23 protein-coding genes are annotated in these 21,769 nt (G+C 66.6%); 22 read left to right on the top strand and 1 reads right to left on the bottom strand.

The window, feature by feature from the left end:
• Window positions 1-105 precede the first annotated feature (105 nt).
• From CMV14_RS01030 to galE, 3 genes are all read left to right on the top strand, one after another.
• Window positions 106-2,169, top strand: a complete 2,064-nt coding sequence (locus CMV14_RS01030) for a PAS domain-containing sensor histidine kinase (RefSeq protein WP_066965539.1) — start codon at window positions 106-108, stop codon at window positions 2,167-2,169.
• Window positions 2,169-2,795, top strand: a complete 627-nt coding sequence (locus CMV14_RS01025; RefSeq protein ID WP_066965376.1) for a response regulator transcription factor — start codon at window positions 2,169-2,171, stop codon at window positions 2,793-2,795. The genes CMV14_RS01030 and CMV14_RS01025 overlap by 1 nt, the downstream gene beginning before the upstream one ends.
• A gap of 92 nt (window positions 2,796-2,887) precedes the next feature.
• Window positions 2,888-3,892, top strand: a complete 1,005-nt coding sequence (gene galE / locus CMV14_RS01020) for a UDP-glucose 4-epimerase GalE (protein WP_066965373.1) — start codon at window positions 2,888-2,890, stop codon at window positions 3,890-3,892.
• 24 nt (window positions 3,893-3,916) lie between these two features.
• Here galE and CMV14_RS01015 read toward each other — a convergent pair whose 3' ends face one another.
• A complete protein-coding gene (locus tag CMV14_RS01015) occupies window positions 3,917-4,573 on the bottom strand; it encodes a glutathione S-transferase (protein ID WP_066965537.1) in 657 nt (218 codons plus the stop codon).
• A 135-nt stretch (window positions 4,574-4,708) separates the two neighbouring features.
• Between CMV14_RS01015 and CMV14_RS01010 the strand changes: the two genes are divergently transcribed.
• The 19 genes from CMV14_RS01010 to nuoK all read left to right on the top strand — a co-directional run bounded on the left by CMV14_RS01010 (window position 4,709) and on the right by nuoK (window position 21,708).
• Window positions 4,709-5,926, top strand: a complete 1,218-nt coding sequence (locus CMV14_RS01010; RefSeq protein WP_066965370.1) for a polyhydroxyalkanoate depolymerase — start codon at window positions 4,709-4,711, stop codon at window positions 5,924-5,926.
• A 588-nt stretch (window positions 5,927-6,514) separates the two neighbouring features.
• Window positions 6,515-8,485 carry an OPT family oligopeptide transporter gene (locus CMV14_RS01005; protein WP_066965367.1) on the top strand — a complete coding sequence of 657 codons (1,971 nt, stop codon included), beginning with the start codon at window positions 6,515-6,517 and terminating at the stop codon, window positions 8,483-8,485.
• 163 nt (window positions 8,486-8,648) lie between these two features.
• Window positions 8,649-9,212, top strand: coding sequence for an elongation factor P (efp, locus tag CMV14_RS01000; protein ID WP_066965364.1), 564 nt, complete (start codon window positions 8,649-8,651; stop codon window positions 9,210-9,212).
• 156 nt (window positions 9,213-9,368) lie between these two features.
• Complete coding sequence (locus CMV14_RS00995) at window positions 9,369-10,190, top strand: inositol monophosphatase family protein (RefSeq protein WP_066965360.1); 822 nt, start codon at window positions 9,369-9,371, stop codon at window positions 10,188-10,190.
• Window positions 10,191-10,445: 255 nt separating this feature from the next.
• On the top strand, window positions 10,446-10,823 hold the full coding sequence (locus CMV14_RS00990) for an NADH-quinone oxidoreductase subunit A (RefSeq protein WP_066965357.1): 378 nt from the start codon (window positions 10,446-10,448) through the stop codon (window positions 10,821-10,823).
• On the top strand, window positions 10,814-11,365 hold the full coding sequence (locus CMV14_RS00985) for a NuoB/complex I 20 kDa subunit family protein (protein ID WP_066965354.1): 552 nt from the start codon (window positions 10,814-10,816) through the stop codon (window positions 11,363-11,365). Before CMV14_RS00990 ends, CMV14_RS00985 begins: the two co-directional genes overlap by 10 nt.
• A gap of 10 nt (window positions 11,366-11,375) precedes the next feature.
• Window positions 11,376-12,200, top strand: a complete 825-nt coding sequence (locus CMV14_RS00980; RefSeq protein ID WP_066965351.1) for an NADH-quinone oxidoreductase subunit C — start codon at window positions 11,376-11,378, stop codon at window positions 12,198-12,200.
• The gene (locus tag CMV14_RS00975; RefSeq protein ID WP_066965349.1) at window positions 12,200-13,420 is read left to right on the top strand and encodes an NADH-quinone oxidoreductase subunit D; all 1,221 of its coding nucleotides are present in this window, start codon (window positions 12,200-12,202) and stop codon (window positions 13,418-13,420) included. The genes CMV14_RS00980 and CMV14_RS00975 overlap by 1 nt, the downstream gene beginning before the upstream one ends.
• 44 nt (window positions 13,421-13,464) lie before the next feature.
• On the top strand, window positions 13,465-13,632 hold the full coding sequence (locus tag CMV14_RS26655) for a hypothetical protein (protein ID WP_176488979.1): 168 nt from the start codon (window positions 13,465-13,467) through the stop codon (window positions 13,630-13,632).
• 35 nt (window positions 13,633-13,667) lie between these two features.
• Window positions 13,668-13,973, top strand: coding sequence for a nuclear transport factor 2 family protein (locus CMV14_RS00970; RefSeq protein WP_066965346.1), 306 nt, complete (start codon window positions 13,668-13,670; stop codon window positions 13,971-13,973).
• Complete coding sequence (locus CMV14_RS00965) at window positions 13,973-14,650, top strand: complex I 24 kDa subunit family protein (protein WP_066965343.1); 678 nt, start codon at window positions 13,973-13,975, stop codon at window positions 14,648-14,650. Before CMV14_RS00970 ends, CMV14_RS00965 begins: the two co-directional genes overlap by 1 nt.
• A complete protein-coding gene (locus CMV14_RS26650) occupies window positions 14,647-14,796 on the top strand; it encodes a hypothetical protein (protein WP_176488978.1) in 150 nt (49 codons plus the stop codon). Before CMV14_RS00965 ends, CMV14_RS26650 begins: the two co-directional genes overlap by 4 nt.
• 117 nt (window positions 14,797-14,913) lie before the next feature.
• Window positions 14,914-16,233 carry an NADH-quinone oxidoreductase subunit NuoF gene (gene nuoF, locus CMV14_RS00960; protein WP_096367655.1) on the top strand — a complete coding sequence of 440 codons (1,320 nt, stop codon included), beginning with the start codon at window positions 14,914-14,916 and terminating at the stop codon, window positions 16,231-16,233.
• On the top strand, window positions 16,230-16,925 hold the full coding sequence (locus tag CMV14_RS00955) for a hypothetical protein (protein ID WP_066965340.1): 696 nt from the start codon (window positions 16,230-16,232) through the stop codon (window positions 16,923-16,925). Before nuoF ends, CMV14_RS00955 begins: the two co-directional genes overlap by 4 nt.
• Window positions 16,925-18,928: an NADH-quinone oxidoreductase subunit NuoG gene (gene nuoG / locus CMV14_RS00950; RefSeq protein WP_066965337.1), complete on the top strand. Its 2,004-nt coding sequence runs from the start codon at window positions 16,925-16,927 to the stop codon at window positions 18,926-18,928. The genes CMV14_RS00955 and nuoG overlap by 1 nt, the downstream gene beginning before the upstream one ends.
• A gap of 121 nt (window positions 18,929-19,049) precedes the next feature.
• Entirely contained in the window at window positions 19,050-20,096 is a 1,047-nt protein-coding gene (gene nuoH, locus CMV14_RS00945; RefSeq protein WP_066965334.1) for an NADH-quinone oxidoreductase subunit NuoH, read from the top strand.
• A gap of 4 nt (window positions 20,097-20,100) precedes the next feature.
• Window positions 20,101-20,586 carry an NADH-quinone oxidoreductase subunit NuoI gene (gene nuoI, locus CMV14_RS00940; protein WP_066965331.1) on the top strand — a complete coding sequence of 162 codons (486 nt, stop codon included), beginning with the start codon at window positions 20,101-20,103 and terminating at the stop codon, window positions 20,584-20,586.
• Between the two features lie 32 nt (window positions 20,587-20,618).
• The gene (locus tag CMV14_RS00935; protein WP_066965328.1) at window positions 20,619-21,230 is read left to right on the top strand and encodes an NADH-quinone oxidoreductase subunit J; all 612 of its coding nucleotides are present in this window, start codon (window positions 20,619-20,621) and stop codon (window positions 21,228-21,230) included.
• 172 nt (window positions 21,231-21,402) lie between these two features.
• On the top strand, window positions 21,403-21,708 hold the full coding sequence (gene nuoK / locus CMV14_RS00930) for an NADH-quinone oxidoreductase subunit NuoK (protein ID WP_012049195.1): 306 nt from the start codon (window positions 21,403-21,405) through the stop codon (window positions 21,706-21,708).
• The last annotated feature ends 61 nt before the right edge of the window (window positions 21,709-21,769 follow it).

Raw genomic sequence — 21,769 nt, 5'->3', positions numbered from 1 at the left:
CCGTAAATCTGCAACTTTTCCGATATTTAGCGCGATGCTACTCTGCGCCCTGCACACCGCTGGTTCCCGAAAGGGGGGGATACGCAGACGCGGGCCGAACCTGTGATGCCGCGCGGCCAGCCGCGTATGGCGCTCGATCGTCGAACCCTTGGTCTTTCGGCGCTGTTCGTCGTGATCATCGTCTGGGCGATCATCGAGGCCGCCTACATCTCGTCGCCGATCGACGCGGCCGATGCGGCGCAGATCGCCGCGCTGGTGTTCGCGGTGCTCGGCGCCGCGGCCGCGCTGGTCTGGTCGTGGCGGGTCCGCCCGGCCGCGCGCGAGAAGGCCGACCAGCACGAGCTGGTCGACGCCGTCGAGCTGGCGGCGGTCATGGTGGTCGACGACCAGGGGGTGATCCGCCACTGGTCGCGCGGCTGCGAGGAGCTGTACGGCTGGACCGCCGCCCAGGCGGTGGGCCGGATGCGGCGCGATCTGCTGGCCACCCAGGCCGGCGAATCGCCCGACGACCTGTGGCGCCAGCTGAAGGCCGAGGGCCGGATCAGCAAGGAGATGGTCGAGTGCCACCGCGACGGGCATGAGCTGGTGGTCAACGACCATGTCAAGCTGGTCCAGCATGAGGGTGGCCGCTGCTCGGCGGTGATCGCGGTGACCGACGTGACCGAGCAGCGCCACGCCGAGGATGCGTTGCGTCTCAGCGAGGCCCGGCTGGCCACCGCCGTCTCGGTCCAGGGCATCTTCATCTATGAGGTCGACCTGATCGAGCGGCGGACGATCTGGACGACCCCCGGCGAAAGCTTCTTCGGCGGAGCGGCCGAGGGCGCCACTTCCGACCATTGGCAGAACGAGCATAGCCGGCAGATCCGCAAGGTCGTCGATCGTGCGGTGGAGGGTGGTGACGACCGGCTCCATTTCGATTTCAGCTTCCATTATCCCGATGGCTCGCCGCGCATGGCGGAAGGCTGGGCGCGGATCATCCGCGATCCCGCGGGGCGTCCGATCCGGCTGCTCGGCACCCATCTCGACGTCACCGAGCGCCGTGAGCGCGAAGAGGCGCTGCGTGATGGCGAGGCCGAGCGGCGCGCCATCCTCGCCACCGTCCCCGATGCGATGTTCGTGTGCAACGAGCGCGGCGTGGTGCGCGCCTGCAGCGCCACCGCCGGAGAGATGCTGGGCTACGCGCCCGAGGCGCTGGTCGGGACCCGGATCGGCGACCTGATCGAGGATCCGCGCGGCCGCGGCGCGGTACGGCGCGATCTGAAGGACTATAGCACGGGCACCGGGCAGCGTGGCTGGCCGGTCCCCGTGACCGTGCGCCGCGCCGATGGCGAGCTGGTCCCGGTCTCCTTCGTGGTTGGCGATGCGCTGGTCGAGGGTACGCGCATCTATGTCGTGTTCGGACGCGACATGCGGCCGACCATCGCCACCGAGGAACGCTTCCACCGGCTGAGCAACGATCTTGCCCAGGTCTCCCGCCTGGGCATGATGGGCGAGATGGCGGGCGCGCTGGCGCATGAGTTGAGCCAGCCCCTTTCGGCGATCGTCAATTTCCTGGGCGCGGTCGATCTGATGCTCGACGCCGGCGACGCCACCGATCCGCACCGGCTCCGCCACGCGCTCCAGCGGGCGAGCGAGCAGGCGACGCGCGCGGGGGAGATCATCCGCCGGCTGCGCGCCTTCATCCTGCGCGGCGAGGCCGACATGCGCGGTGAGGCGCTGCCAAGCCTGGTGCGCGAGGCGGCGGCGCTGGCGCTGTTCAACAGCAGCAGTTTCGGCATCCGCCTCAGCTATGATTTCGAGAGCGAATCGCGGCTGGTGCTGTGCGATCGCATCCAGATACAGCAAGTGCTGGTCAACCTGATCCGCAACGCCGCCGATGCCATGGCGGCGCAGGGCGGCGGCCGGCGCGAGCTTTTGATTTCCACCCAGATGGCGAGAGACAATTTGATCCAGATCGAAGTGCAGGATTCGGGGCCGGGCATCGCGGCAGAGATGCTGGAGCGTCTGTTCAGCCCCTTCGCCACCACCAAGCGCGAGGGGCTCGGCTTCGGCCTCGCCATATCGCGGCGGATCGTGGAGGCGCATGGCGGCCAGCTCGCGGCCGGCCCGGCGCCCGATGGCGGCGCGGTCTTCCGCTTCACCCTGCCGGTGATGGAGGAAGCGGCGTGATGATAAGCCGGAACATCTACATCGTCGACGATGACGATGCGCTGCGCCAGTCGGTGGAGGTGCTGCTCGACGTGGCGGGCGGCTTCGTCACCCGGTCCTTCGCCTCGGGCGAGGCCTTCCTGGACCAGCTGCCCCATCTGGAGACGGGGTGCGTGCTGCTGGACCTCAACATGCCCGGGCTGAACGGGCTGGAGGTGCTGCGCCAGCTCCAGCAGCTCGACGACCGCTTCGAGACGATCCTGCTCACCGGCCAGGGCGATATCGGCGTGGCGGTCGAGGCGATGAAATCGGGTGCGATCGACTTCATCGAGAAGCCTTATGACAATCGCATGCTGCTGAACGCGCTCTCCAACGGCTTCGCGCGGATCGAGGACCGCGAGAAGGAGGCGAGCGCGATCCAGCAGGCGCGCGACGGCATCGAGCGGCTGACCCCGCGCGAGAAGGACGTGCTGCTTGGCCTGATCGACGGCAAGGCCAACAAGATCATCGCCTTCGAGCTCGATATCTCGCCGCGCACGGTGGAGATCTACCGGGCCAATCTGATGGACAAGCTCGGCGTGCGCAGCGTGGCGGAAGCGGTGCGGATCGCCTTCGCGGCCGGGCTGGTGCCGGTGTTCCCGCGCTGAGCCAGCCGGGGCGACGGATTTATGGGACGGTCGGGCGCCTTTCGGGCGCACCATGGTTTGACCCGTAACGAGCCTCGGGGATAATCAGCCTCATGACCACAGCGAAACCCTTCGCCGTCCTCGTCACCGGTGGCGCGGGCTATATCGGCAGCCATGCGGTGCTGGCCCTGCTCGATGCGGGCTGGGACGTTTCGGTGATCGACAATCTCGTCACCGGCTTCCGCTGGGCGGTCGACGCCCGCGCGCGCTTCCATGAAGGCGACATCGCCGACGAGGCGCTGGTCGCGAGGATATTGGCGGAGGACGGGATCGGCGCGATCCTCCATTTCGCGGGATCGGTGGTGGTGCCCGAATCGGTGTCCGACCCGCTCAAATATTATCGCAACAACACCGCCAACAGCCGCAGCCTGATCGAGAGCGCGGTGAAGGGCGGGGCCAGGCATTTCATCTTCTCCTCGACCGCCGCGACCTATGGCATCCCCGACAGCATCCCGGTGCGTGAGGACATGCCGACCGTGCCGATCAATCCCTATGGCATGTCGAAGCTGATGACCGAGGCGATGCTCAAGGACGTCGCCTTCGCCCATCCGATCAACTATTGCGCCCTGCGCTACTTCAACGTCGCGGGCGCCGATCCGCAGGGCCGCACCGGCCAGTCGACCGCCGGGGCCACCCATCTGATCAAGGTCGCGGTCGAGGCGGCGCTGGGCAAGCGTGCCGAGGTGGCGGTGTTCGGCACCGACTATGCGACCCCCGACGGCACCGGGGTGCGCGACTATATCCACGTCACCGACCTCGCCGACGCGCATCTCCACGCGCTCGACACGCTGATCGCCGATCCGGCGCGCAGCCATGTCATGAACTGCGGCTATGGCCGGGGCTTCTCGGTGCTCGAGGTGCTCGCTTCGGTCGACCGCATCTCCGGTGGCTCGATCGTCCGCCGCATGGAACCGCGCCGCGCCGGCGACCCCGACGCGCTGATCGCCGACAATGCCCGCATCCTGGCGACGACCCCATGGCGGCCGAAGCTGGACGATCTCGACACGATCGTCGCGCACGCGCTGGCGTGGGAGCGGGGGCTGGGGGAGCGGGGTTAGCGTCTTTCCATGCCTAGCCCATTTTTAGAACTCCGCGTCCAGCTCTTCGACTTCCTCGGGCTCGGCCAATGCGGCCTTCGTCCACTCCTGCATCAGCGGCCAGTCGAGAATCGTCTTCACATAGGCCTGGCAGACCGGATCGAGCGGCACCGCATAGCTGGTGAACCGGGCCGCGACCGGCGCGAACATCGCATCGGCGACCGTGGGCTTGGCCCCGAACAGCCAGGGGCCGCCATAGCGTTCCATGCAGTCGCGCCAGATCGCCTGGATGCGCTCGATATCGGGCTTTGCCCCCGCGAAGATGCGGAAGCTCTCGTGTCGCGCCCTCAGGTTCATCGGCAGCGCCGAGCGCAGATTGTGGAAACCCGAATGAATCTCGCCCGAGATCGAGCGGCAATGGGCGCGGGCCAGCGTGTCGGCGGGGTAGAGCCCCGCCTCGGGAAAGCGCTCGTTGCAATATTCGGCGATGGCGAGCGTGTCCCACACGCTCGCCCCCTCATGGGTCAGCCGGGGCACCAGCACCGATGGCGAGAGCAGCAGCAGCTCGGCGCGCTGGCCCGGCGCGTCGATCGGCACCATCTCCTCGATCACGTCGAGCCCGGCGAGGCGGCAGAGCAGCCAGCCCCGCAGCGACCAGGAACCATAGTTGCGGCTTGAAATCGTCAGGACGGCTTGCGGCATGGGCACCCCCTTGGGGAGGACCATGGCACCAGATGTGCGGTCGCGTCAAAATATTATGGCGCAGTGCAACATAAAAAGGCTGGCCGCCGCCCGAAAGCGTCGTTAGTCTTCCGGCTTCGGGGGTTTGTGCCGCGGATGTTGTACCAGTTCTACCAGGCAATGACCGACATGGCCGCGCCGATGCGGATGTTCGCGGCGGCCGGACTGCGGGCGCGCCCGGCGCTGGGCCGGTTCGGCGAGCAGCCGGTGGCGGACAGCCTGTTCGCCGCTCTCGACATGGTCGCCCACACCCGGCTGACCGCCGACCGCCCCGCTTATGGCATCGACCGCGTGGTTTCGGGCAACAGCGACGTGGCGGTGCGCGAGGAGGTGGTGGCGGCGACGCCGTTCGCCGACCTGCTCCACTTCGCCAAGGATGAAGGTTCGGCGCGCCAGCCCAAGCTGCTGCTGGTGGCGCCGATCTCGGGGCATTTCGCCACGCTGCTGCGCAACACCGTGCAGGTGCTGCTGCGCGATCACGACGTCTATATCACCGACTGGAAGAATGCCCGCGATGTGCCGGTGTCGGCCGGTCGTTTCGGATTCGACGACTATGTCGACCATCTGGTCCACTTCCTGGAGGAGATCGGCCCGCCAGCGCATATGGTCGCGGTGTGTCAGCCCTGCGTGCCGGCGCTCGCCGCGGTGGCGCTGATGTCGACCGACGCCAACCCTGCGACCCCGCGCAGCCTGACCCTGATGGGCGGGCCGGTCGACGTGCGGGTCAACCCCACCGTCGTCAACGATCTCGCCAATTCCCACGACTTTGCGTGGTTCGAGGATAATCTGATCCACAGCGTGCCATGGCGCTATGAAGGGCGCGGGCGGAAAGTCTATCCCGGCTTCCTCCAACTCACCGCCTTCATGTCGATGAACTCGGGGCGCCATTTCGACCAGCATCGCGCGCTCTACCAGCATCTCGCCGATGGCGAAGCCGAGCAGGCCCGGGCGATCCGCGACTTTTACGACGAATATTTCGCGGTGCTCGACCTCACCGCCGAATTCTATCTCGAGACGATCGACCGGGTGTTCCAGCGCGCGCTGCTCGCCAAGGGCGAGCTCGACTATCGCGGCCGGCGGATCGACCCCGGAATGATCCGCCGCACAGCGCTGCTGACCGTCGAGGGCGAGCGCGACGATATCTGCGCGGTCGGCCAGACCGCCGCCGCGCACGACCTCTGCACCGGGCTGCGCCCGCATATGAAGCAGCACTATCTCCAGGCCGGCGTCGGCCATTATGGCGTGTTCAGCGGGCGCAAGTGGGAAAGCCAGATCTACCCGCAGGTGCGCAGCTTCATACTCGGAGCTGAATAGCGCCCAAGTATATTGTTTGTTTCGCCTCAGGCGCCGGCGGCCGCCGCCGCGGCCTTGGCTATCCTCGCAATAAGCTCGGGCGCGCGTTCGCGCTTGCGGAGCCTTGGCAGGCTCCGACGACGAGTTCAGCGTCGGCACACGCCAGTGTCCGGCAAGGATCGTAGCCGGTCCGCGGAGTGCCGGGGGCAGTCCGTAGACGGAGATCGGTTCGCATAGCGAGCCGTGGCGGCCGCCCGAGCTTGTTGCGAGGATAGCCAAGCGAGCCGGATGGCTCGTGCCGGCGCTTGAGGGCCAAACGAAAAGCCAAAAAAAGGGCCAATCCCCGGAGGGATCGGCCCTGAAAGTTTTAGGAGAGGATGCCTGAAAGGCCCATTCTTTGTGCAAGTGCGAACAAGAAAATGCAAGACAAAATTTTATGCGCGCACAGGATTTTTTATATCCCATTGAATTACAACATGTTTTTATCTTCACCACTGTAAGTCTGCTGCACTTGCGTCGAATCTTGCTCGCAAGTGCAAGGCGCGGCTGCGATGGATTGCCAGCCCCTGATCGGGCCGCCATGCTGCGGACAGGACTGGAGGATCGGCGATGGCGGCACGGGCAGACGGGGCGAAGGGGCGCGAACTGACGATCCGGGGTCTCGTCCTTGGCGCGCTGATCACCTTCATCTTCACATCGGCGAACGTTTATCTCGGTCTCAGGGTCGGCCTGACCTTCGCCACCTCTATCCCCGCCGCGGTGATTTCGATGGCGGTGCTGCGCTTCGTGCGCGGCGCGACCATCCATGAGAACAACATCGTCCAGACGGTGGCTTCGGCCGCGGGCTGCATCGCCGCGATCATCTTCGTGCTGCCGGGTCTGGTGATGGTCGGCTGGTGGCAGGGCTTTCCCTTCTGGCAGAGCTTCCTGCTGTGCGCCGCCGGCGGGATGATGGGCGTGGTCCTGTCGGTGCCGCTGCGCCGCGCGCTGGTGACGGGATCGGACCTTCCCTATCCCGAAGGGGTCGCGGCTGCCGAAGTGCTGAAGGTCGGCACCGGAACGCGCGAGGGTGCGGCCGAGGCGCAGGCCGGGCTGCGCACCATATTGGCGGGATCGATCGCCTCGATGGGCTTTGCGATCTTCGCCGCTACCCGGCTCGCCACCGCCGAGGCGGCGACCTGGTTCCGCCTCGGCGGCAGCTATGCGGCGACCGGCATCTCGGCCTCGCTCTCCTTCGCGCTGCTCGGCGCGGGCCATCTGGTCGGGCTGTCGGTCGGCATGGCGATGGGGCTCGGCCTGGTCATCGCCTTCGGTATCGCGACGCCGATCCTGTCCTGGATCGCGGCGTCGCCGGGTCCGGCCGAAGAGGCCGCGCTGGCGGTGTTCGGTGGCCAGGTGCGCTTTTTCGGCGCGGGCGTGATCGGCGCGGCGGCGATCTGGACGATGGGCAAGCTCGCCCGGCCGCTCTGGCAGGGCATGGCGGGCGCGATCGCGGCGTCGAAGGCGCGCAAGGCGGAGGGCGCGGCGCTGCCGATCGAGGAGCAGGATATCGGCGTCGGCTGGCTCGGCATCATCGTCGCGGTGGTGGCGCTGCCGATCGTGGCGCTGCTCTGGTATTTCGCGGGTCAGGGCCCGCTCGCGGTCCATGCGCTGCCGCTGTCACTCGGCTTCTATCTCTATGTGCTGGTGATGGGCGGCTTCGTCGCGGCGATCTGCGGCTATATGGCGGGGCTGATCGGTTCGTCGAACAGCCCGGTATCCGGACTCGCCATATTGGGCGTGCTGGGATCGGCGCTGCTGCTGGCGGTGGCGGTGCAGCCGATCGCCGGGGCGGGTGCGGGGCCGCACCTCGTCGCCTTCGCGCTGTTTGTCACCGGGCTCGTCCTCGCCTGCGCAGTGATCGCCAACGACAATCTCCAGGATCTCAAGACCGGCCAGCTGATCGGCGCGACGCCGTGGAAGCAGCAGGTAGCGCTGATGGTCGGCGTGCTGGCGGGCTCGGCGGTGATCCCGCCGATCCTCGACCTGCTCAACGCCGCCTATGGCTTCGCGCCGCTGCCCGGCACCGGCCTGCCCACCCCCGCCGATCCGTTGCCCGCGCCGCAGGCGACGCTGATCGCCGGCCTCGCGCGCGGCATCCTGGGGGAGGGGCTCGACTGGAAGATGATCGGCCTCGGCGCCGTCACCGGCCTGCTGCTGGTCGCGCTCGATGCCTATATGGGGCGGCGCAACTGGCTGCGCCTGCCGCCGCTCGCGGTCGGGATCGGCATCTACCTGCCGATGTCGGCGACCCTGCCGGTGGTGATCGGCGCGCTGATCGGCTGGCGCTATGATCGCCGCCGCCCCGATCCGGTCTCGCAGCGCATGGGCGTGCTGCTCGCCTCGGGCTTCATCGTCGGCGAAAGCCTGTTCGGCGTCCTTCTTGCCGGTCTGATCGTCGCCACCGGCAGCGGCGCCCCGCTCGCGCTGATCGGCGAGGGGCATGAAGGGCTGGGCATGGCGGTGGGAACGCTGATGGTGATCGGCCTGCTCGTCGCGCTCTATCGCTGGACGGCGAGGCAGGCGGCGCGGGTGGCGTAACCCGTCGTTCCGGCGGAGGCCGGAGCCGCCACGAAATGGTTCCGCGCCCGCCTCTTGCGGCTCCGGCCTCCGCCGGGGCGACACCGGGCCGCATTGCCAATTCAGCGCAGTATCGCTATGGCGCCCGCCGGCTCTTTCAAATCCTCACAGTCTCAGGTGAACCATGAAGATCAGCGGCGTGGACATCCGTCCCGGCAATATCATCGAATATGAAGGCGGTATCTGGCGCGCGGTCAAGATCCAGCATACCCAGCCCGGCAAGGGCGGCGCCTATATGCAGGTCGAGATGAAGAACCTGATCGACGGGCGGAAGAACAATGTCCGCTTCCGTTCGGCCGAGACCGTCGAGCGCGTCCGCCTCGACACCAAGGATTTCCAGTTCCTGTTCGCCGAGGGCGACGACCTGACCTTCATGGACAAGGATACCTACGAGCAGATCACCCTGCCGCGCGACCTGCTCGGCGATGCCGCCGCCTTCCTGAACGACGGCATGGACGTGGTGATGGAGCTGTATGACGAGCGCCCGATCTCGGTGCAGCTGCCCGACACCGTCGAGGCGATGATCGTCGAGGCCGATGCGGTGGTGAAGGGGCAGACCGCCTCGTCCAGCTACAAGCCGGCCCTGCTCGAAAATGGCGTCCGCGTGATGGTGCCCCCGCATATCGCCAGCGGCACCCGCATCGTCGTCGACGTCTACAGCCAGGAATATGTCCGCCGCGCGGATTGAGTAGCCTCCCCCCCCTTTCAAGGGAGGGGATCGAGGGGTGGGTGGCGAGCGTCAGCGAGCCTCTCCGGCCTTTCGCAGAACTTCGCCGAGGGGATCGACCCCTCGGCTTCGTCACCCACCCCTGGCCCCTCCCTTGAAAGGGAGGGGGAGAAGAATATGGTAGCTCATTCCGGCCTCATCACCGTCATGGACCGCGCGGCGCGCAAGGCGGCGCCCCGGCTGCGGCGCGATTTCAACGAGGTCCAGCAGCTTCAGGTGAGCCGCAAGGGGCCCGCCGATTTCGTGTCGATGGCCGACAAGCGCGCCGAGCAGACGCTGGTCGAGGAACTGCGCAAGGCCCGGCCCGACTGGGGCTTCATCCTCGAGGAAGGCGGCGAGATCGCGGGCGATCCGTCGAAGCCGCGCTGGATCATCGATCCGCTCGATGGCACCACCAATTTCCTCCACGGCCTGCCCCATTTCGCCATCTCGATCGCGGTCGAGGAGCCGCGCGTCGGCAGCAAGCGCGGCGAGGTGACGCAGGGGCTGGTCTATCAGCCACTCACCGACGAGAGCTTCTGGGCGGAAAAGGGGCGCGGCGCCTGGCTGCAGAGCCAGCGGCTGCGCGTATCGGCGCGGCGCGACCTGTCCGAGGCGCTGGTCGCGACCGGCATCCCCTTCCTCGGCCATGGCGACATCCGCCAGTGGACGGCGATCTTCGCGCAGGTCGCGCCCGAGGTGGCGGGAATCCGCCGCTATGGCTCGGCCGCGCTCGACCTCGCCTGGGTCGCGGCGGGGCGCTACGACGCCTTCTGGGAAGCCAGCCTCAACATCTGGGACGTCGCGGCGGGCATCCTGCTGGTCCGCGAGGCCGGTGGCTTCGTCAGCGATTTCCGTGGCGGCGACCGGATGCACGAGCGCAACGAATATCTCGCGACCAATGACGGGCTGGCGACCAAGCTGCACAAGCTGGTGGCGCAGGGCGTGAAGGGGCTTTAGGCCGCTCCCATGGATCGTCATGCCAGCGAAGGCTGGCATCCATGTCTGTTTCCTTCTCAGGTGCCATTTCGGGTGTGGAAAGACATGGGCCCCAGCCTTAGCTGGGGCGACGGATCAGGGCGTGATAAACCCACGGAAATCCGGCGCCCTTGTTGCGAATCATTCTCACTGCCCCGATGGCTTGCTTCGCATGTGCGGCACGCCTAAACGGTCGCCCAAAGGCCGGATTCCCGGCCCTCTTGCTCGGAGTCCCTCATGGCGTCAGTCGCCGCCGGATATCTGCCGATCCTGATCTTCCTCGGCATAGCGCTCGTGCTGTCGAGCGCCTTCGTGTTCCTGCCGATGGCGGTTGGCCGCCTGACCGGCGCGCACCAGCCGACGCCCGAGAAGCTGGCCGAATATGAATGCGGCTTCCCCGCCTTCGAGGACAGCCGCGCGCAGTTTGACGTCCGCTTCTACCTGATCGCGATTCTGTTCATCATCTTCGATCTGGAGGCGGCCTTCCTCTATCCCTGGGCGGTGTCGCTGGGCGGGATCGGCTTCGTCGGCTGGCTGTCGATGATGATCTTCCTGGTCGAGCTGACGATCGGCTATATCTATGCATGGAAGAAGGGAGCGCTGGAATGGGAGTGATCCTCGACCCGGCGCGCAATCCGCATCCGACGGAAAATGTCGCGCCCGATCCCGAATTCTTCGCGTCGCTTCAGGCGGAGGTCAACGACAAGGGCTTCCTCGTCACTTCGACCGAGGAGCTGTTCCAGTGGGCGCGCACCGGCTCGCTGTGGTGGATGACCTTCGGCCTCGCCTGCTGCGCGGTCGAGATGATCCACGTCAACATGCCGCGCTACGATCTGGAGCGCTTCGGCGCCGCGCCGCGCGCCAGCCCGCGCCAGTCGGACGTGATGATCGTCGCCGGCACGCTGTGCAACAAGATGGCCCCGGCGCTGCGGCGGGTCTATGACCAGATGTCCGAGCCCAAATATGTCATCTCGATGGGCTCGTGCGCCAATGGCGGCGGCTATTATCACTACAGCTATTCGGTGGTGCGCGGCTGCGACCGGATCGTGCCGGTCGACATCTACGTCCCGGGCTGCCCGCCGACCGCCGAGGCGCTGCTCTACGGCATCATGCAGCTCCAGCGGAAGATCCGCCGCGTCGGCACGCTGGAACGGTAAGGGCTGAACGATGAGCGAGTCCTCCCTCACCTTTCCGCGCTATTCGGCCGTCGAAGGCTTTGCCGAGGCGGCGAAGGCCGCGCTGGGCGACCGGCTGATCGAGGCGCGCGAGTGTGTCGGCGAATGGGCGCTGCACGTCCGCCGCGACGCCACCGTCGATGCGCTGCGCATCCTGCGTGACGAACTGGCCTATCAGCAGCTCATGGAGATCGCCGGGGTCGACTATCCCGACCGTGCCGAGCGGTTCGAGGTGGTCTACTGCCTGCTCAGCCTGACGAAGAACCACCGCATCCGCGTCCATGTCGCGACCGACGAGGTCCAGCCGGTGCCGAGCGTGACGGGCCTGTGGCCGGTCGCCGGCTGGCTGGAGCGCGAGGTGTTCGACATGTACGGCGTGCTGTTCGACGGCAATGCCGATCTGCGCCGCATCCTCACCGATTACGGCTTCCGCGGCCATCCGCAGCGCAAGGACTTCCCGCTGACCGGCTATGTCGAGCTGCGCTATTCGGAAGCGCACAAGCGCGTCGTCTATGAGCCGGTCAAGCTGGCGCAGGATTTCCGCAGCTTCGATTTCATGAGCCCGTGGGAAGGCGCCGACTATATCCTGCCCGGCGACGAGAAGGTCTCGCCGACCGAGCCGGGCGCGCCGAGCCCCGCGCCGGCCAAGAAGGATCCGGAGCCGGTGGTCGCCCAGGCGCCGCCGCCGACGCCCAAAACCACCGACAGCCCGGCCCAGACCGGTGCCGGCGAAGCCGCCAACAAGGCGGCCGCCAAGCCCAGGGCGAAGGCGAAGCCCAAGGCGGAAACGTCGAAGGATAACGGAGGCAAGGCATAATGGCCTCGACCTACGAGACGCTGACTCCCGAAGCCCAGCAGGGCGAGACGGAGATCCAGAACTACACGATCAACTTCGGCCCGCAGCATCCGGCCGCGCACGGCGTGCTGCGCATGGTGATGGAGCTCGACGGCGAGATCGTCGAGCGCGTCGATCCGCATGTCGGCCTGCTCCATCGCGGCACCGAGAAGCTGATCGAGTACAAGACCTATCTCCAGGCGCTGCCCTATTTCGACCGGCTCGACTATTGCTCGCCGCTGGCGATGGAACACAGCTATGTGCTGGCGATCGAGAAGCTCCTCCAGATCGAGGTGCCGCTGCGCGCCCAATATCTGCGCGTGCTGTTCGCCGAGCTGACCCGCATCTGCAACCACATGCTCAACCTCGGCAGCCACGTCATGGACGTCGGCGCGATGACGCCGAACCTGTGGCTGTTCGAGGTGCGCGAGGACTGCCTCAACTTCTTCGAGCGGGCCTCGGGCGCGCGCATGCACGCGGCCTGGTTCCGCCCCGGCGGCGTCCATCAGGATGTGCCGCTCAAGCTGCTGACCGACATTGCCGACTGGCTCGACACCCGCCTGCCGCGCCTGTTCGAGGACGCGATCAGCCTGGTCGCCGACAACCGCATCTTCAAGCAGCGCAACGTCGATATCGGCGTGGTCAGCCGCGACGACGCGATCGCCTGGGGCTTTTCCGGCCCGATGATCCGCGCCGCCGGCATCCCCTGGGATATCCGCAAGTCGCAGCCTTATGACGTCTATGACCGCATGGATTTCGAGATTCCGGTCGGAACCAAGGGCGACTGCTACGACCGCTTCATGGTCCGGGTCGAGGAGGTCCGCCAATCGGCACGGATCATGCGCCAGTGCCTCAGCGAGATGCCCGAGGGGCCGATCGCCAGCCTCGACCGCAAGGTGGTGCCGCCCAAGCGCGGCGAGATGAAGCGCTCGATGGAAGCGCTGATCCACCATTTCAAGCTCTACACCGAAGGCTTCCACGTGCCGGCCGGCGACGTCTATGTCGCCACCGAGAGCCCGAAGGGCGAGTTCGGCGTCTATCTGGTCTCGGACGGCAGCAACAAGCCCTACCGCTGCAAGATCCGCCCGACCGCGTTCAGCCACCTCCAGGCGATGGACTTCATGATGAAGGGCCATATGCTCGCCGACACCACCGCCATCCTCTCGGCGATCGACGTCGTGTTCGGGGAGTGCGACCGGTGAGAAGGCACCCTCCATCGCGAACGTTGGAATATTTGCTTTTCGGCATGGCGGCGCTGATGAGCGTGTCTTGGGCTTTTGCTCTCATCACCAATTGGGATGGGAATATCGGGGGCGCCCCCATTGCCGCGCTGATCATCGCCGCCCTTGTCGGTATTGGCTTGTATCTTCGCAAACAGCGGTTGAATTTTTATACGTCGCGAGGTGTCTCCTAGTGTCTGACGCTTCCAAACTCGCTACCGCAGAGCAGATGATCGCGCATTACAATGCGCAGGACGCCGACGCCTATGTCGCGCTGATGACCGACGACGCGGCCGAGGCCGGCTATCGTGGCGCGGTGGTGCGCGACGGCAAGGAAGGGGTGCGTTCGGGCCTCAAGGCGATGTTCGCCGAGTTCCCCGAGAACCGCGCCGAAATCCTCACCGGCCACCAGCTCGGCGACTATGTCGTGCTGCACGAGAAGGTGTGGCGTTCGAACGCGTCCGAGCCGTTCGAGGTGATGAGCATCTACAGTTTCGAAGGCGACAAGGTGTCGCGCGTGGAGTTCGTGCGCTGATGGCTGACGCAGCCCATATCCCCGACGAGGCCGAGACCCGCGCGCGCTGGGGCGCTTTCGCCTGGACGCCGGAAAATGCCGAGCAGGCGAAGAAGATCATCGCCCGCTACCCGCCGGGCCGCCAGCAGTCGGCGGTGATGCCGCTGCTCGATCTGGCGCAGCGCCAGGTGGGTGCCGAGACGCAGACCCAGGGCTGGCTGCCGATCCCGGTGATGGAATATATCGGCCAGCAGCTCGGCATGGCCTATATCCGCGTGCTGGAAGTGGCGAGCTTCTACACCATGTACAATCTGGCGCCGGTCGGCCGCTACCATGTCCAGGTGTGCGGCACGACGCCGTGCATGCTGCGCGGGTCGGACGATGTCCTCGACGCCTGCTACAAGAAGGGCCTGAAAAAGGGCGCGACCACCGCCGACGGGCTGTTCACCCTCACCGAGGTCGAATGCCTGGGCGCCTGCGCCAACGCGCCGATGGTCCAGATCAACGACGATAATTACGAGGACCTGACCTTCGAAACGACCACCGCGATCCTCGAAGCGCTGGCGAAGGGCGAGAGCCCCAGGGTCGGCCCGCAGATCGACCGGCAGACGAGCTGCCCCGAGGGCGGCCCGACCACGCTGCAGGAAATGGTCTCCGAGAATCATGACTATAGGAGCCGCTGGGATGCTCCGGCATGAGCGGCCTGCTCGCCATCATCGTCACGATCGTCGTGGCCGTCATCCTGCTCAAGCTGGCGTTCAAGCTGCTGGGCATCATCATCGCGATCGCGGTGGGCGTGGCGGTCTATTTCATCGCGGCGAAATTCTTCGGGAAGTCGGCATGAGCTTCGCCATTCCCTTTCCCGTCATGCCAGCGAAGGCTGGCATCCATGTCTCTCCCGACATGCGGTGCCGTTCGCGGATAGAGACATGGACCCCAGCCTCCGCTGGGGTGACGGTTGTTGTTGGGGGTGGCCTCCGTGCTTGACGACAAGGATCGCATCTTCACCAACGTCCATGGCTTCCAGCCGTGGAACCTCGACGCCGCCCGCAAGCGTGGCGACTGGGACGAGACGAAGAAGCTGCTCGAGCGCGGCCCGGATCAGATCATCGAGGACATCAAGGCCTCGGGCCTGCGCGGCCGTGGCGGTGCCGGCTTCCCGACCGGCATGAAGTGGAGCTTCATGCCCAAGGAACCCAAGCCCGGCAAGCCGAGCTTCCTGGTGATCAACGCCGACGAATCCGAGCCCGGTTCGTGCAAGGATCGCGAGATCATCCGCCACGATCCGCACAAGCTGATCGAAGGCGCGCTGGTCGCCGGCTTCGCGATGCGCGCGCGCGCCGCCTATATCTATATCCGTGGCGAGTTCATCTACGAGGCGAAGGTGCTGTTCGCCGCCGTGGAGGAGGCTTACGCCGCCGGGCTGCTTGGGCGGAACGCCGCGGGCTCCGGCTATGATTTCGACGTCTTCGTCCATCGTGGCGCGGGCGCCTATATCTGCGGCGAGGAGACCGCCCAGATCGAGAGCCTCGAGGGCAAGAAAGGCCAGCCACGCCTGAAGCCGCCCTTCCCGGCCGGCGCCGGCCTCTATGGCTGCCCGACCACGGTCAACAATGTCGAATCGATCGCGGTGACGCCGACCATATTGCGTCGCGGCCCGGCCTGGTTCGCCGGCATCGGCCGCAAGGGCAATGAGGGCACCAAGCTCTTCCAGATCTCGGGCCATGTGAACAAGCCCTGCGTCGTCGAAGAGGCGATGGGCATTCCGTTCAAGGAACTGATCGACCGCCACGCCGGCGGCATCAAGGGCGGTTGGGACAATCTGCTCGCGGTGATCCCGGGCGGCTCCTCGGTGCCGCTGGTTCCCGCCGCGCAGATCATGGACGCGCCGATGGATTTCGACGGATTGAAGGCGCTCGGCTCCGGCCTCGGCACCGCCGCCGTCATCGTCATGGACAAGTCCACCGACATCGTCCGCGCGATCAGCCGCCTCAGCTATTTCTACAAGCATGAGAGCTGCGGCCAGTGCACCCCGTGCCGCGAGGGCACCGGCTGGATGTGGCGGGTGATGGAGCGGCTGCGCACCGGCGACGCGGCGGTCGAGGAGATCGATATGCTGTTCGACGTCACCAAGCAGGTCGAGGGCCACACCATCTGCGCGCTGGGCGACGCCGCCGCCTGGCCGATCCAGGGCCTGCTCAAGCATTTCCGCCCCGAGGTGGAGCGCCGCATCGCCGAGCGCGGCAATGCCGGCGGCACGATGATGGAAGCGGCCGAATGACGCGCGCATTCCATGCCCTGATCGCGGGCGCGCTGGCGCTGAGCCCGGCACTGGCGGCGGCGCAGGACACCGGCACCCGCATCAACCGCTATCCCAAGGCCTGGCAGAGCAACGACATCGCCATGTCGGAGGGTGATCGCGCCCGCCAGACGATGCTCGATTATGCGCGCTGCCTGATCAGATCGAACGAGACGCGGGTACGCGCCTTCGCGACGGTGTTCCCCGACACGCTCGATTATCAGTCGCGTGCCAAGCGCCTGTCGACCGACGAGTGCATCGGCGACGGCATCCTCTCCTTCAACACCGGCATCCTGCGCGCGAGCGTCTATACCGCGCTCTACCTCCAGGATTTCGGCCGTTCGGCGCCCGCGCTTTCGGCGACGCCGATCGACTATAAGGCGGACACCACCGGCCAGGACCCCGCCCGCGCCAACCAATATGTGGTGCTGCGCGAGTTCGCCGAATGCGTCGTCCGCGCGGCGCCGGCCGAGAGCCGCGCGGTCGTGATCGGCCCGATCGGCAGCAAGGCCGAGGACGAGGCGTTCCGCGCGCTCGCGCCCAGCCTTGGCCCCTGCCTGCCGCAGGGTTCCTCGATCAAGGCCGGCCGCACCATGTTGTCGGGCCTGCTCGCCGAGGCGCTGTACCGCCTCTCGGCCGCGCCCTCCCAAGCTTCTTCTGCAGGAATGTCCTGATGCCCAAGCTCAAAGTCGATGGGATCGAGGTCGAAGTCCCCGCCGGTGCCACCGTGCTCCAGGCGTGCGAGGCGGCCGGCAAGGAGATTCCGCGCTTCTGCTATCATGAGCGGCTGTCGATCGCCGGCAATTGCCGCATGTGCCTGGTCGAGGTGAAGCCCGGGCCGCCCAAGCCGCAGGCGTCGTGCGCGCTGCCGGCCGGCGACAACCAGGAGGTGTTCACCCAGTCGCCGATGGTGAAGAAAGCGCGCGAGGGGGTGATGGAGTTCCTGCTCATCAACCACCCGCTCGATTGCCCGATCTGCGATCAGGGCGGCGAGTGCGACCTGCAGGACCAGTCGGTCGCCTATGGCAAGGGGCAGAGCCGCTTCCACGAGAACAAGCGCGCCGTCACCGACAAATATATGGGCCCGATCGTCAAGACGACGATGACCCGCTGCATCCAGTGCACCCGTTGCGTGCGCTTCGCCGAGGAAGTGTCGGGGGTCGAGGAGATCGGCGCCCTCTATCGCGGCGAGAATATGCAGATCACCTCCTATCTCGAGCAGGCGGTGACCAGCGAGCTTTCGGGCAATGTCGTCGATCTCTGCCCGGTCGGCGCGCTGACCAGCAAGCCCTATGCGTTCGAGGCGCGGCCGTGGGAGCTCAAGAAGAGCTACGGCATCGATGTGATGGACGCGGTCGGCACCAATGTCCGCTTCGACAGCCGTGGCCGGCAGGTGTTGCGCGTGCTGCCGCGCATCAACGAGGACGTGAACGAGGAATGGGCGTCGGACAAGACGCGCCACGCCGTCGACGGGCTGGTCCGCCGCCGTCTCGACAGGCCCTATGTCCGCAAGGGCGGCAAGCTGGTCGAGGCGAGCTGGGCCGATGCCTTCGCCGCGATCAAGGCGGTCAAGGCCGGTTCCTCGATGGCGGCGGTCGCGGGCGACCAACTCGACTGTGAGACGATGTATGCCGCGAAGGCGCTGCTCGCGCAGATGGGCTCGACCCTGCTCGAAGGCCGCCAGACCGGCATGGACTATGACGTCACTAATCTGGCGGCGGTCAATTTCAACAGCACCATCGCCGGCATCGAGACCGCCGACGCGATCCTGCTGGTCGGCACCAACCTGCGCTGGGAAGCGCCGCTGATCAACACCCGCGTCCGCAAGGCGGTGAAGCGCGGGGCGAAGGTGTTCGCGATCGGCGAGGCGCTGGACCTCAGCTACAAGGTCGAATGGCTCGGCAACGATCTCGGCCTGCTCGGCAGCCTGCCGCAGGCGGTGACGGATGCCTTTGCCGGCGCGCAGCGCCCGGCGCTGATCCTCGGCGGCGGCGGGCTCAAGGCGGGCGCGCAGGGCGCGACGCTGGCGCTGGCCGGTCCGCTCGGGCTGATCCGGGACGGCTGGAACGGCTATAATGTCGTCCATCTCGCCGCCGCCCGCATGGGCGCGCTGATGCTCGGCTATGGCGCGAAGGGCGGTATTGCCGATCTCGCCGCCGCCGCGCCGAAGCTGCTCTTCCTGCTCGGCGCCGACGATGTCGACGTCGCGAAGTTCGACAAGAGCTTCAAGGTCTATATCGGCCATCATGGCGATGCGGGCGCGGCTGCGGCCGACGTCATCCTGCCGGGGGCCGCCTATACCGAGAAGCCGGGCACCTATGTGAACACCGAAGGGCGCGTCCAGCGCGGCGACCGCGCGGTCTTCCCGCCCGGCGACGCGCGCGAGGACTGGGCGATCCTGCGTGCGCTCAGCGAGGTGCTGGGCCACAAGCTGCCGTTCGACAGCCTCGATGCGCTGCGCGCGGCGATGGCCGCCGACGTGCCCGATCTCGGCCGTGAAGGCCTCGCGGCCTACCCATGGGCGCCGCCGGCGCTCCCGGCCGCCGCCTCGGGCCCGGTCGGCTATCCGGTCAAGGACTTCTACCTGACCAACCCGATCGCCCGTGCCAGCGACACGATGCAGCGCTGCTCGGCCGAACTGATCCACGGGCAGAGCTTCGCGGAGGCGGCGGAATGAGCGTCCGGACCTCCATCGTCGCTCCGGCGGAGGCCGGAGCCGCCATCGGGATGGCAAACGGTCGCAAAATGCTTCTGACGGCCCCGGCCTCCGCCGGGGCGACGGTTGAGGGAGGGGTCGCTTGACCGCGCTGTTCCAGCATTGGGGCCTGCCCTTCGAATGGGCGTGGCTCGCCTCGACGATCATCGGCATCCTGGTGATCGCGCTGCCGCTGATGCTGGCGGTGGCGATGATCATCTATGCCGATCGGAAGATCTGGGCGGCGATGGCGCTGCGGCGCGGCCCGAACGTGGTCGGCCCCTGGGGCCTGCTGCAGAGCTTTGCCGACGGCCTGAAGGTCTTCCTGCAGGAAACCATCATCCCGGCGGCGGCGAACAAGGGCCTGTTCATCCTCGCGCCGATCATCACCTTCACGGTCGCGCTGATCGTCTGGGCGGTGATCCCGTTCGCGCCGGGCGTGGTGCTGGCCGACATCAATATCGGCCTGCTCTACATCCTCGCCGCCTCGTCGATCGGCGTCTATGGCGTGATCATCGCGGGCTGGGCGTCCAACTCCAAATATCCCTTCTATTCGGCGCTCCGCGCGGCCGCGCAGATGGTCAGCTACGAGGTCTCGATCGGCTTCGTGCTGATCTCGGTGGTGCTGTGGACCGGCAGCTTCAACATGTCGGCGATCGTCGAGGGGCAGCGCGCCCATATCTTCGGCTTCATCAACGGCTATGGCTTCAATCCGCTGCTGTTCCCGATGGCGGTGGTGTTCCTGATCTCGGCGATGGCGGAGACGGCGCGCGCGCCATTCGACCTGACCGAGGCTGAAAGCGAGCTCGTCGCCGGCTACCAGACCGAATATTCGTCGATGGCCTTCGCGCTCTACTGGCTCGGCGAATATGCCAATGTGATCCTGATGTGCGGCCTCAACGCCATCCTGTTCTGGGGCGGCTGGCTGCCTCCGGTCGACTGGGCGCCGCTCTACATGGTGCCGGGTATCGTCTGGTTCTTCGCCAAGCTGATGTTCTTCTTCTTCGTCTTCTCCTGGGTGAAGGCGACGGTGCCGCGCTATCGCTACGACCAGCTGATGCGGCTGGGCTGGAAGGTCTTCCTGCCGCTGTCGCTGTTCTGGGTGTTCCTGGTTTCCGGGTGGCTGATGCTCACCCGCTACGGAGTCTGATCCGATGAGCCTCGGGCACATCATCAAGTCGTTCACGCTCTGGGAGTTCGTGAAGGCGCACTGGCTGACCCTGAAATATTTCTTCAAGGCCAAGGCGACGATCAACTACCCCTATGAGAAGAACCCGCTGTCGCCGCGCTTCCGCGGCGAGCATGCGCTGCGCCGCTACCCGAACGGCGAGGAGCGCTGCATCGCGTGCAAGCTGTGCGAGGCGGTGTGCCCGGCCCAGGCGATCACGATCGAGGCCGAGCCGCGCGACGACGGTTCGCGCCGCACCACGCGCTACGACATCGACATGACCAAGTGCATCTTCTGCGGCTTCTGCCAGGAAGCCTGCCCGGTCGATGCGATCGTCGAGGGCCCGAACTTCGAATATTCGACCGAGACGCGCGAAGAGCTCATCTACGACAAGGAAAAGCTGCTTTCGAACGGGGACCGCTGGGAACCCGCCATCGCCGCCAACCTTGCCGCCGATGCGCCGTACCGGTAACGCCGCCGCCGAGATGGGAAGCTGATAAAGCCGTGATCCAGACCATAGCCTTTTATCTGTTCGCCTCGCTGGTGATTGCCTCGGGCACGCTCACCATCCTGGCGCGCAATCCCGTGCACAGCGTGCTGTGGCTGATCCTCGCCTTCTTCAACGCGGCGGGGCTGATGATTCTCGTCGGCGCCGAGTTCATCGCGATGCTGCTCGTCATCGTCTATGTCGGCGCGGTCGCGGTGCTGTTCCTGTTCGTGGTGATGATGCTCGACATCGACTTCGCCGAACTGCGCGCGGGCTTCGCCCAATATCTGCCGTTCGGCGTGCTGCTGGTGATCGTGCTGGCGGCGGAGATGATCTTCGCGGTCGGCGCCTGGCACGCGGGTGGCATCGACATGGCCCAGCGCATCGCGCCCACCCCGGACGAGGTGCCCAATATCGAGGCGCTCGGCACGCTCCTCTACACCCGCTATCTCTACATCTTCGAGGGCGCCGGCCTTGTCCTGCTCGTCGCGCTGATCGGCGCGATCGTGCTGACCCACCGGGTGCGCGGCGGCGTGAAGGCGCAGAATGTCAGCGCGCAGAACATGCGCCGGCCCGAGGATGCGACCCGCAACGTCAAGCCGGCCGTCGGCCAGGGGGTGGAGCTGTGATCGCCAACCTTAAGATCCGCCCTGCGCGTAGCGCGGGGAGGGGGACCATGCCTAGCATGGTGGAGGGGTCTTCCGACCTCTGCGCCATCGCCGGCCAATCGGTTCTGCCCTACCCCTCCACCACCCTGCGGGCGGTCCCCCTTCCCATGCTGCGCATAGCGAGGATCGGAGAATGATCGGGCTGCAGCACTATCTCGTCGTCTCGGCGATCCTGTTCGTGATGGGGGTGTTCGGCATCTTCCTCAACCGGAAGAACGTCATCATCATCCTGATGGCGATCGAGCTGATCCTGCTGTCGGTGAACATCAACCTCGTCGCCTTCTCGGCCTATCTCGGCGATCTGGTCGGCCAGGTCTTCGCGATGTTCGTGCTGACGGTGGCGGCGGGCGAAGCCGCGATCGGCCTGGCGATCCTCGTCATCTATTTCCGTGGCCGCGGCACCATCGCGGTCGACGACATCAACCGGATGAAGGGGTGATCATGGCTCTCCTCCTCGTCGCCCCGGCGGAGGCCGGGGCCGCCATGCTGCTGGGCGCGTC

Source organism: Rhizorhabdus dicambivorans (assembly GCF_002355275.1).
GTDB classification, from domain to species: Bacteria; Pseudomonadota; Alphaproteobacteria; order Sphingomonadales; family Sphingomonadaceae; genus Rhizorhabdus; species Rhizorhabdus dicambivorans.
The sequence above is the reverse complement of the archived record's forward strand: the minus strand, read 5'-3'. Positions and strand labels throughout refer to the sequence as shown.

Bases quoted from the DNA above. Each gene is read 5' to 3' on its own strand.
- CMV14_RS01030 (WP_066965539.1), top strand. From the start codon at position 106: ATGCCGCGCGGCCAGCCGCGTATGGCGCTCGATCGTCGAACCCTTGGT.
- CMV14_RS01025 (WP_066965376.1), top strand. From the start codon at position 2,169: ATGATAAGCCGGAACATCTACATCGTCGACGATGACGATGCGCTGCGC.
- galE (WP_066965373.1), top strand. From the start codon at position 2,888: ATGACCACAGCGAAACCCTTCGCCGTCCTCGTCACCGGTGGCGCGGGC.
- CMV14_RS01015 (WP_066965537.1), bottom strand. From the start codon at position 4,573: ATGCCGCAAGCCGTCCTGACGATTTCAAGCCGCAACTATGGTTCCTGG.
- CMV14_RS01010 (WP_066965370.1), top strand. From the start codon at position 4,709: ATGTTGTACCAGTTCTACCAGGCAATGACCGACATGGCCGCGCCGATG.
- CMV14_RS01005 (WP_066965367.1), top strand. From the start codon at position 6,515: ATGGCGGCACGGGCAGACGGGGCGAAGGGGCGCGAACTGACGATCCGG.
- efp (WP_066965364.1), top strand. From the start codon at position 8,649: ATGAAGATCAGCGGCGTGGACATCCGTCCCGGCAATATCATCGAATAT.
- CMV14_RS00995 (WP_066965360.1), top strand. From the start codon at position 9,369: ATGGTAGCTCATTCCGGCCTCATCACCGTCATGGACCGCGCGGCGCGC.
- CMV14_RS00990 (WP_066965357.1), top strand. From the start codon at position 10,446: ATGGCGTCAGTCGCCGCCGGATATCTGCCGATCCTGATCTTCCTCGGC.
- CMV14_RS00985 (WP_066965354.1), top strand. From the start codon at position 10,814: ATGGGAGTGATCCTCGACCCGGCGCGCAATCCGCATCCGACGGAAAAT.
- CMV14_RS00980 (WP_066965351.1), top strand. From the start codon at position 11,376: ATGAGCGAGTCCTCCCTCACCTTTCCGCGCTATTCGGCCGTCGAAGGC.
- CMV14_RS00975 (WP_066965349.1), top strand. From the start codon at position 12,200: ATGGCCTCGACCTACGAGACGCTGACTCCCGAAGCCCAGCAGGGCGAG.
- CMV14_RS26655 (WP_176488979.1), top strand. From the start codon at position 13,465: ATGGCGGCGCTGATGAGCGTGTCTTGGGCTTTTGCTCTCATCACCAAT.
- CMV14_RS00970 (WP_066965346.1), top strand. From the start codon at position 13,668: ATGATCGCGCATTACAATGCGCAGGACGCCGACGCCTATGTCGCGCTG.
- CMV14_RS00965 (WP_066965343.1), top strand. From the start codon at position 13,973: ATGGCTGACGCAGCCCATATCCCCGACGAGGCCGAGACCCGCGCGCGC.
- CMV14_RS26650 (WP_176488978.1), top strand. From the start codon at position 14,647: ATGAGCGGCCTGCTCGCCATCATCGTCACGATCGTCGTGGCCGTCATC.
- CMV14_RS00955 (WP_066965340.1), top strand. From the start codon at position 16,230: ATGACGCGCGCATTCCATGCCCTGATCGCGGGCGCGCTGGCGCTGAGC.
- nuoG (WP_066965337.1), top strand. From the start codon at position 16,925: ATGCCCAAGCTCAAAGTCGATGGGATCGAGGTCGAAGTCCCCGCCGGT.
- nuoI (WP_066965331.1), top strand. From the start codon at position 20,101: ATGAGCCTCGGGCACATCATCAAGTCGTTCACGCTCTGGGAGTTCGTG.
- nuoK (WP_012049195.1), top strand. From the start codon at position 21,403: ATGATCGGGCTGCAGCACTATCTCGTCGTCTCGGCGATCCTGTTCGTG.